We start from the raw sequence: 9,254 nt of genomic DNA, 5'->3' as shown, positions 1-9,254 counted from the left end.
CCAGCGGCACCTCCTTCGGCACCAGCGCTCCCTACGACTTGATCGGGCGCTCGTTCAGAGCAGGTTTCCGCCTGCGCATCTGAACGCGCACTCGAGTCACGATGCTCGTCGACTGTTGCGGCGTGAAGCTAATCGATTGCGCGCTCCATCAGTACGACGGTCAGAGTGTCGCCGTTCGGCAAGGGCGCTTCTTCTCGTCCGTGCTCGCCATAGCCGTGTCGCGCATAGAAGGGCACGCCCGTCATCGTCGCTCCCATGGCCATGCGGGAAAAACCTCGCTTCCTCGCTGCTGCCTCGCATGCCTCGAGAATCGCAGACGCGATGCCCTGACGGGCGTAGGTCGGGTCCACATAGTATGCGCGTATACGTGCCGGGTCTTTGTCAAGGGCGACGCGCTCGCCGGTGTCGCCATGTGTGTGTCCACCGTGAAGCGCGCGGCGATCAGACCAGCCTCCAGATCCGACGATCTGTCCCGACGGCGTCGCCACGACGAAGTAAGTGCAGTCGGCAATTAGCCCGTGATCGGTCAGGAACACATGTCCGAGTGCCGCATCGCGCTGTTCTTGCGAGTAGTCACCGGACTGCAGTCCGTGCACGGACCGGGTGATCAGGTCGTCGATCGCCGGAACATCGTCTGCAGTGGCAAGGCGAAGTTTAAGATCAGGCGCCATGCAAGCGTCTTAGTGCCGCGTGTCCTCGACCGTCCAGGGGCAGCTTGTCCATGTTGGCTCTAGTGCCACTCGGATGCGGTAATCTCGGAGACGCGTTGACGCCACCGGCTTTCGCCCGCTGGGCTCCGGTCAGCCCTCACGCTAATTGAGCGAGTATTTCTACGATCGGCCGCTGGACAAGCCCGTGCATCAACCTCAGCAGGCGGCACACCGACACGCCGGCACTGCCAAGGACCCATAACGCGGCTGCTGCGCAAGTCGGTTCGATTCATGGATTGGTTAAGGATAGCGGGTAAAAGACTCGGCATGGAAAGCGCGGGCACCGGGGCGATCGACCTGCCAGCATTGCAGCCGCAGACGTCGCACGCGATCGCGGCGGGAGCGCGGCCGGTGTCCGCGGTGAGTGGGGGCGTCGGACTGGCGGGGCTGACCGGGGTAGTCGGCTGGATCGCAGTCGCGCGATGGTTCGGCATGGACGGGCCTTATGCCGCGTTGGTGAACCTGTTGTGCTGCGCGGTGCCGATGATCGGGTGGTCGCTGTGCGTTGACAAGGTGCATCGGCGGGCGAGTACCGGGATCGACTGGACAATTCGCCGTGCCGCTAACTCCACGCGCGACATCAGCATCACCAAGATCGCAGGACTATGGGCCACCTGGGTCGGGATCGGAATTATCTATGCGACAGGCCGGTTCTATTGGGAGGGCAATTTCGCGTTCGCGATGTGGTGCTTTGGTTTTGCTGCGCCGGTGTTGTTCTTGGGGTCGGTGCCGTACGTGTTGTGGCTCGATCGGTATCTGGTCGAACCGCGGGACGGGGCCTGGCATCTCGGCGCGTGGCTGAGCGGACGGGCGGGCGTCGATCGGCAGGCGATTGCCGCGCATCTGCGCAGTTGGGGCGTGAAGGCGTTCTTCCTCGCCTTTATGCTCGCGATCGTGCCGCCGGGTTTCGCCGAGTTCATCCGCGCCGATACCGCGGCGTTGCGGGCCGATCCCGTGGCACTCGCGCAGTGGCTGATCACCTTCATGTTCACGATCGACGTGGCGTTCGCGACGGTCGGCTACGTGCTGACGCTGCGCCCACTCGACGCGCATATCCGTAGCGCGACCCCCTATGCGGCGGGATGGACCGCGGCGCTGATGTGCTATCCGCCCTTCATCCTGATGGATGCGGGCGGGCCGCTCGATTATCATCCGGGTACCGCGGAATGGACCTATTGGTTCGCCGGGCATCCGGCGCTGCTGGCGATCTGGGGCGCGGGGCTGGTGGTGTTGACCGGCATCTATGCCTGGGCGACGGTGGCGTTCGGGCTGCGTTTCTCCAACCTGACCAACCGCGGCATCCTGACGCATGGACCTTATGCGCATTCCCGGCACCCGGCGTATCTCGCGAAGAACCTGTTCTGGTGGCTGTCGACGATCCCGCTCCTGACGCTCGGCAGCGCAACCGACGCCGTGCGCGCGACCCTTTTGCTGGGGGTCGTCAGCGGGGTCTATTACTGGCGGGCACTGACCGAGTAGCGGCAACTCGGGCTGGACCCGGACTATCGCGCCTATAGCGACTGGATCGAGCGGCACGGGTGGGTGCCACGGCTGTTCGCCAAGGTGAGCGGTCAGAAGCTCGCTTCGTCGTAGACCTTCGACACGTCGCCCTGCCACGCGCCGTTATAGCGCTCGAGTAGCAGTTCTGCGGGCACCTTGCCCGAGCGAACGACCTCGCGGAGCGGGTCAAGGAACCCGGTCTCATTGTCGCCCGCGTAATTGCCGCGGCCGCGCGCAGCGAGACCCGCATTGGCGATCTCCAGCACCTCGCTGGCGATGTCGCGGAGCTTGCCGCCGCCGGGCAGCGGCGCATCGAGCGCGAGCTTCGGCACCGCATCGCGCAGCGCCTGGCGCCCCTCGATGTCCCAGTCCTTCACGACGTCCCAGGCCGAATCGAGCGCATCCTGATCGTAGAGCAACCCGACCCACAAGGCGGGCAGCGCGCAGATCTTGTTCCACGGCCCGCCATCGGCACCGCGCATTTCGAGAAAGCTCTTCAGGCGCACTTCGGGGAAGGCGGTCGACAGATGGTCGGTCCAGTCGTCGATCGTCGGCTTTTCGCCCGGCAGCACCGACAGCTCGCCGCGCAGGAAATCGCGGAAGCTCAGCCCCGCGGCGTCGATGTAGCGGCCTTCGCGGTAGACGAAGTACATCGGCACATCGAGCATGTAGTCGGCATAGCGTTCATAGCCGAAGCCGTCTTCAAACACGAAGGGCAGCATGCCGGTACGCGCGTTGTCGGTGTCCGACCAGATATGGCTGCGGTACGAGAGGAAGCCGTTGGGCTTGCCTTCGGTGAAGGGGGAGTTCGCGAACAACGCGGTGGCAAGCGGCTGCAGCGCGAGGCCGACGCGGAATTTCTTCACCATGTCGGCTTCGGACGCATAGTCCAGGTTCACCTGGATCGTGCAGGTCCGCAGCATCATGTCGAGGCCCATCGTGCCGACCCGCGGCATGTGGCGCAGCATGATCGCGTAGCGACCCTTGGGCATGATCGGCAGTTCGGCGCGGGTCTTGTCGGGCCACATGCCGAGGCCAAGGAAGCCGATGCCGAGCTTCTCGCCCGCGGCCTTCACCTGCTCCAGATGGCGGCCAGTCTCGGCGCAGGTCTGGTGGAGGTCCTCCAGCGGCGCGCCGGAGAGTTCGAATTGGCCGGCGGGCTCCAGGCTGATGCTGCCGTCCGCGCCCGCCATCGCGATGACGTGGCCATTCTCCTCGACCGGGCGCCAGCCATGTTGTTCGAGCTCGCCGAGCAGTGCGCGGATGCCGTGTTCTTCGTCGTAGGAGGGCGCGTGATGGTCGCCGCGAGCATAGACGAACTTCTCGTGTTCGGTGCCGATCCGCCAGCGATCCTTGGGCTTCTCGCCCTTCGCGAAGCTGGCGATCAGCTGGTCGCGGGACTCGATCACGGGCGTGTCGCTGATCACGGTCTTGGTCGTCATCGCCGCGCCTTACGCTTCGATGAACGGGGGCGCTAGAGTGGGATGACGTCAGCTCCGCCCTTGCCCCGTTCGTTTCGAGCGAAGTCGAGAAATCTGCAGCCGGGTATGACGTGGCGGTTTCTCGACTTCGCGCGAAACGACGGGTCGGGAGGGTTTCTCCGCGCTAGCCCCAGTCCCCGCCAGCGGCCATCCACAGCGAGACCGCGGCGGCGGCGGCGGTGTCGGCGCGCAGGATGCGGGGGCCGAGGCCGATCCCGACGGCTTGCGGGAGGGCGCGGATCGCGGTGCGTTCGTCGTCGTCGAATCCGCCTTCGGGGCCGATCAGGACCGCCGCCGGACCGGGACGGGCGCGCATCGCGTCGAGCGCGGGCCCGCCGCCGGTCTCGTCGGCGAAGAACAAGGCGCGGTCGGACGGCCAGTCGCGGACTAGCGCCGCCAGCTTGATGGGCTCGTCGATCGTCGGAAGCGCGGTGCGGGCGCATTGTTCGGCGGCTTCGATCGCATGCGCGCGGAGTCGATCGAGGTTGAGGCGGTCGACGACGGTGCGCCGGGTGAGCACGGGCCTGAGCCGATCGACGCCCAGTTCGCACGCCTTTTCGACCAGCCAGTCGATGCGGCCCTTCTTCAACGGTGCGGCGCAGAGCCACAGATCGGGCACCGGCTCGCGCGGGCGGAGCAGCGCGGTGACGTCGAGCGTGACCGATCGCTTGCCGACATCGGTCGCGACCGCGAGCCATTCGCCGGTGATGTCGTCGAACAGCTTGAGCGGATCACCGGCCTTCATCCGCATCACCTGCGCGAGGTAATGCGCCTGCGGGCCATCGACGGTGATCGGTCCGATGGCGAGCCGCGTGGCGACGAACAGCCGCGGGGTGGATTGCGGGGGCCAGGCGGGGGTGGCGGTCACTTGCCGCGCCGCCTCGCCTGACGCGCCCACAGCTTCCGCATGACGATCCAGGCGAGGATCGCCGCCACCGCGACGCCGACCGCGGCGACCGTGACCACGCCCGCGACCTTCAGGATCGCCCAGAACAGCGCCTCGACGAACCGGCCGATCGCGACCGACAACCCGATCATCCGAGGAACACCAGCGACATGCGTGCTTGCGTAGCGGCTGCAGGCTTGCGCGCCTACCCGCCTGTTCATACGCGGGGAGCGATGGAAACCGAGATCGTCCCCGACAGCGAGCATCGCGGCGTGGTGCAGCGGCTGCCCGCCAGGCTGCGTGGACTGGCGCTGCTGGCGCGCTTCGATCGGCCGATCGGCTGGTGGCTGTTGTTCTGGCCGGGGGCGTGGGGCGTCGCGCTGGCGGGCGGCGCGGTGTCGCACTGGCGGTTGATCCTGTGGCTGTTGATCGGATCGATCGCGATGCGAGGTGCAGGGTGCGTGTACAACGACATCGTCGACCGCGACCTCGACTCGCAGGTCGCGCGGACCCGGGCGCGACCGATCCCGAGTGGGATGGTGTCGATCAAGCTGGCCTGGGTATGGCTCGCGATGTTGTGCCTGGTCGGGTTGGCGGTGCTGGTCCAGCTCCGGCCGATCGCCGCGATCGTCGCGGTGGCGAGCCTCGCGCCCGTCGCGGCCTACCCGTTCATGAAGCGAATCACCTGGTGGCCGCAGGCGTGGCTCGGGCTGGTGTTCTCCTGGGCGGCGCTGGTTGGTTGGAGCGAGGTCGCGGGCCGGCTCGATCCCGCGTTATGGCTGCTCTATGCGGGGTCGATCGCGTGGGTGATCGGGTACGACACGATCTATGCGCTCCAGGATCGCGAGGACGACGCGCTGATCGGGGTACGGTCGTCGGCGCTGCGGATGGGCGCGCGGGTGCGGGGCGGCGTCGCGTTCTTCTACGCGCTGGCGGTGCTGCTGTGGGGCGGCGCGTTCTGGCTAGCGCATCCCGATCCGCTGGCGCTGGTCGCCCTGACGCCGGTAGCTGTGCATCTCGGATGGCAGGTCGCAACGCTGACGCCGGACGATGGTGCCGGCGCGCTGGCGCGGTTCCGGAGCAATCGGTTCGCGGGGTTGCTGATGTTCCTGGCGTGCGTGGTGGTCGGAACGAGCATGTAGTTCGTGTCCTGTGACTCGACCTCACCCGTTCGTTTCGAGCAAAGTCGAGAAACTTGAAGCGGGGCGCGCGGTGGCGGTTTCTCGACATCGCTCAAAAGGAACGAGTTGTGGGGGGCGCCCTCCCAATTAACCGTGAAGTAGAGGTGGCCGCCTCGGTTGCGCGGTCCGTCTGCCGACCCTAAGTCCGCGCGATGCTTACCCCCGATCTAGCGCGCGATCGCGCCGCCGATATCGTCCAGCGTGCCATCGCCGCGGGCGCGGATGCCGCCGATGCGGTCTTCGCCGCCGATGCCTCGCTCGAGGTATCGGTGCGGCTCGGGCAGCTGGAGGATGTCGGGCGCTCGGAAAGCGGGGAGCTCGGGCTGCGGGTGTTCGTGGGTCAGCGATCCGCCAGCGTCTCCACCTCCGATCTATCGAGCGAGGCGATGGGCGCGCTGGTCGAGCGTGCGGTCGCGATGGCGCGCGAGGCGCCGGAGGATCGCTGGTCGGGCCTCGCGCCGCGCGAACGGCTGATGCACGGCGCGCCGCCGCTGCTCGATCTCGACGACGGTGCCGAGGTGTCGCCCACAGAATTGCGCGATGTCGCCTCGATCGCCGAGGAAGCCGCGCGCGCGGTGCCCGGGGTCAGCAACAGCGAGGGCGGGGGCGCGGGATCGTCGCGCAGCGTTTGGGCGCTGGCGACGAGCCACGGTTTCGCGGGCGCCTATGCGGCCACGGGGCACAGTGTGTCGGCCAGCGTACTCGCCGGGAGTGCGGGCAGCGGGATGGTGCGCGATTATGCGCATCATAGCGCGCGGCGGCGGCAGCATCTCGAAAGCCCGGAGATGGTGGGCCAGCGCGCCGGAGAGCGCGCGGTGGCGCGGGTCGATCCGGGGCGGCTGGACAGCGGGGCGATGCCGGTCGTGTTCGATCCGCGGGTCGGCGCGTCGCTGCTCGGGCATCTTGCCGGCGCGATATCGGGCCAGGCGATCACGCGGCGGACGAGCTTCCTGCTTAAAGCGCTCGGCACCCGGGTGTTCGCGCCGGGGATCACGATCCGCGACGATCCGCACCGCCCGCACGGGCTGCGGTCGCGGCCGTTCGACGGCGAGGGACTGCCGGTGTCGCCGATCGCGATCATCGAGGACGGCATGCTGGAGGCCTGGCTGCTCGACTCGGCCTCGGCGCGGCAATTGGGGCTGGAGCCGACCGGGCACGCGGCGCGCGGCGTCGGCGGATCGCCCGGCGTGTCGACCAGCAACATGTTCCTCGAAGCCGGGGCGGTGCCGGTATCGACGCTGATCGCGGACATCGCGTCAGGGGTCTACATCACCGAGCTGATCGGGCAAGGAGTCAACGGCGTCACCGGCGATTACAGCCGCGGTGCGGCGGGGTTCCGGATCGAAGGCGGCGAAATTGCCGGACCGGTCGCGGAATTCACCATCGCGGGCAATCTGAAGGACATGTTCCTCAATCTCACCCCCGCCAACGACCTCGAATTCCGCTTCGGCACCAACGTGCCGACCTGTCGGATCGAGGGGATGACGGTGGCGGGTGGCTGATCGCGCGCGGCTTGCTGCCGCGGTCGCCGCGGTCGCCGCGGAAGCGGGGCAGATGGCGCTGGCGCGGTGGCGCACCGACTTCCGCCGCTGGGAAAAGGAGCCCGGCAGCCCGGTATGCGAGGTCGATCTGGACGTCGACCGAATGCTGCGCGCGCGGCTGGCGGGGCTGCTGCCGGACGCTGGCTGGCTGTCGGAGGAGACTGCGGATAACGCCGCGCGGCTCGCGTGCGAGCGGATCTGGGTGGTCGATCCGATCGACGGCACCCGCGACTATATTCGAGGGCGCGAGGGCTGGTCGGTGTCGATCGCGCTGGTCGAGGCGGGCAAGCCGACGATCGCGGTGCTCGATGCGCCCGCGCGGCGAGAATCATGGACCGCGATCGCGGGCGAGGGCGCGTGGCGTAACGGCGTGGCGTTGCGCGCGGGGCCGCGCGACACGCTGCCGGGCGCGCGGGTGCCGACCGATGCGCTGCCCAAGGCGGATCGCGATCTGACCGCGGTTCACAAGCCGAATTCGATCGCGCTCAGGATCGCGATGGTCGCGGCGGACGAGGCGGACCTCGTCGCGACGCTGCGTTGGGGCTTCGAATGGGACATTGCGGCCGCGGTGCTGATCGCGGGCGAGGCGGGTGCTGGGGTGAGCGACGCGCTCGGTGGGCGGCTGGCGTTCAACAAGCCCGATCCGCAGGCCTTCGGGGTGCTGGTCAGCGCCCCGGGGATCCACGGCGCGGCGGTGGAGCGGTTGAGCGATCGCGCGAGGGCGTTGGTGGGTTAGGGGTGCTCCGCTAGTTGTGCTCCGCGAGTTGTGCTTCCCCAATTTGTGCTCCCGCGAAGGCGGGAGCCCAGTACTGGGTCCCCGCCTTCGCGGGGACATATTGTGGTAAGCGAATGCTCTTACCCCACATGTTAAGCACCACCCCGGCGGAGGCCGGGGCCCAGGTGGGTAGGCTTACGTGATCGCTCACTGCGCTCCGTCACCATCGTTTTCCGACTGGGCCCCGGCCTTCGCCGGGGTGGAGTGAGGGCGGGGTGGTTGGTGAGGCTTGTCTTGCAAGACTCAGGACGATCCGCCGCCCTCGTCGCGGTACTTCATCTCCAGGAACCGTCCTCGCGTCGACAGGCTGTCCAGATCCCCCTGCGCCAATCGGGCAGTCATGTCCGCGATCTCGCGTTCGATCAGCTTCAGTCCGTCGACCAGTTCGGCATCGGGCGTCTTGCCGTTGCGTTCGACGCGGCGGAGTGTCTCGGGCACGCGGGCGTAATCGTTGACGAAGGCGGGCAACTGCTCGCCGATCAGGCGGCGGACCTCGTGGGCGTCCTCGGTGCCGTCGTCGAGCCGACCGAGCTGCGGCGACAGCGTCTCCAGCCGGACGCCGATCTGATCGACCAGCGTCCGCGCCGGGGCGGGCAGCGCCGGGCGTTGCGCGCCGAGCCAGCGTTCGGTCTGCGCGGGCAGTGCCTTGATGTCGACGGTGCGCAGCTTTTCGGGCGGCGGCAGACGGCCCTCTGCGGGCCAGACCGCGAACAGGATCGTCGCAGCGAGGAGCAGCGCCATCACCAGCAGCGCGCCCATGATGCCGAGCGGGATGACCATCCCGACCACCACCGCGCCGATAAGGATCGCGGCGTCCGCGACCGCGATGCGGGTCAGCCGCTTGCCGATCGCCTGCTTGGTGCGGCGGCGTGCGCGCGAGTCGATGGGATCGCCCCTCGTGTCCGCTATCCGGCCCCAGGAGGCGCGGGCCGCGGCGATGGCGTCGTCGACGTCGCTCATCGGTTCCGCCTCATAGCGCTTCTAGCCGATACTGGTCGCCCGGCCCCTTGATCGCGTTCTGCGTCGCGCCCTGAGCGCGTGCGATATAGCCCTTCGACTTTTCGACCTCGCTGCCGAGCGCGGTGACGGTGGTCTTCATCGAATCGAGCGCCTTCAGCTTGAAACTGTCGATCGCGTCCATCGTGTCGTAGATGTTCTGGAACGCGCGCTGCAGCGTTTC

General features: G+C 67.9%; 9 protein-coding genes and 1 pseudogene. 4 read left to right on the top strand and 6 right to left on the bottom strand.

Annotated features, from left to right (window positions below; genetic code table 11):
• Positions 1-128: 128 nt before the first annotated feature.
• On the bottom strand, positions 129-671 hold the full coding sequence (locus tag ACFE77_RS15255; RefSeq protein WP_375422502.1) for a GNAT family N-acetyltransferase: 543 nt from the start codon (positions 669-671) through the stop codon (positions 129-131).
• Positions 672-1,088: 417 nt separating this feature from the next.
• On the opposite strand from ACFE77_RS15255, the pseudogene ACFE77_RS15250 reads away from it, so the two are divergent.
• Positions 1,089-2,303: pseudogene (locus ACFE77_RS15250) on the top strand (DUF1295 domain-containing protein).
• Here ACFE77_RS15250 and ACFE77_RS15245 read toward each other — a convergent pair.
• The 3 genes from ACFE77_RS15245 to ACFE77_RS15235 all read right to left on the bottom strand — a co-directional run bounded on the left by ACFE77_RS15245 (position 2,282) and on the right by ACFE77_RS15235 (position 4,729).
• Positions 2,282-3,652: a glutamate--cysteine ligase gene (locus ACFE77_RS15245; RefSeq protein WP_375422501.1), complete on the bottom strand. Its 1,371-nt coding sequence runs from the start codon at positions 3,650-3,652 to the stop codon at positions 2,282-2,284. The pseudogene ACFE77_RS15250 and the gene ACFE77_RS15245 sit on opposite strands and share 22 nt — an antisense overlap.
• A 163-nt stretch (positions 3,653-3,815) precedes the next feature.
• Positions 3,816-4,559, bottom strand: a complete 744-nt coding sequence (locus tag ACFE77_RS15240; protein ID WP_375422500.1) for a 16S rRNA (uracil(1498)-N(3))-methyltransferase — start codon at positions 4,557-4,559, stop codon at positions 3,816-3,818.
• Positions 4,556-4,729, bottom strand: coding sequence for a hypothetical protein (locus tag ACFE77_RS15235; RefSeq protein WP_375422499.1), 174 nt, complete (start codon positions 4,727-4,729; stop codon positions 4,556-4,558). Before ACFE77_RS15235 ends, ACFE77_RS15240 begins: the two co-directional genes overlap by 4 nt.
• 81 nt (positions 4,730-4,810) lie before the next feature.
• On the opposite strand from ACFE77_RS15235, the gene ubiA reads away from it, so the two are divergent.
• The 3 genes from ubiA (at position 4,811) to ACFE77_RS15220 (ending at position 8,035) form a co-directional block, all read left to right on the top strand.
• On the top strand, positions 4,811-5,719 hold the full coding sequence (gene ubiA / locus ACFE77_RS15230) for a 4-hydroxybenzoate octaprenyltransferase (RefSeq protein WP_375422498.1): 909 nt from the start codon (positions 4,811-4,813) through the stop codon (positions 5,717-5,719).
• A gap of 191 nt (positions 5,720-5,910) precedes the next feature.
• The gene (locus ACFE77_RS15225; RefSeq protein ID WP_375422497.1) at positions 5,911-7,260 is read left to right on the top strand and encodes a TldD/PmbA family protein; all 1,350 of its coding nucleotides are present in this window, start codon (positions 5,911-5,913) and stop codon (positions 7,258-7,260) included.
• Positions 7,253-8,035, top strand: coding sequence for a 3'(2'),5'-bisphosphate nucleotidase CysQ (locus tag ACFE77_RS15220; protein WP_375422496.1), 783 nt, complete (start codon positions 7,253-7,255; stop codon positions 8,033-8,035). Before ACFE77_RS15225 ends, ACFE77_RS15220 begins: the two co-directional genes overlap by 8 nt.
• Before the next feature lie 282 nt (positions 8,036-8,317).
• Here ACFE77_RS15220 and ACFE77_RS15215 read toward each other — a convergent pair whose 3' ends face one another.
• Positions 8,318-9,034, bottom strand: coding sequence for a hypothetical protein (locus tag ACFE77_RS15215; protein WP_375422495.1), 717 nt, complete (start codon positions 9,032-9,034; stop codon positions 8,318-8,320).
• 10 nt (positions 9,035-9,044) lie between these two features.
• The coding region (locus tag ACFE77_RS15210; protein WP_375422494.1) for a toxic anion resistance protein at positions 9,045-9,254 on the bottom strand (210 nt) is incomplete at its 5' end.

The organism is uncultured Sphingomonas sp. (assembly GCF_964243315.1).
Lineage (GTDB): Bacteria > Pseudomonadota > Alphaproteobacteria > Sphingomonadales > Sphingomonadaceae > Sphingomonas.
The sequence above is the reverse complement of the archived record's forward strand: the minus strand, read 5'-3'. Positions and strand labels throughout refer to the sequence as shown.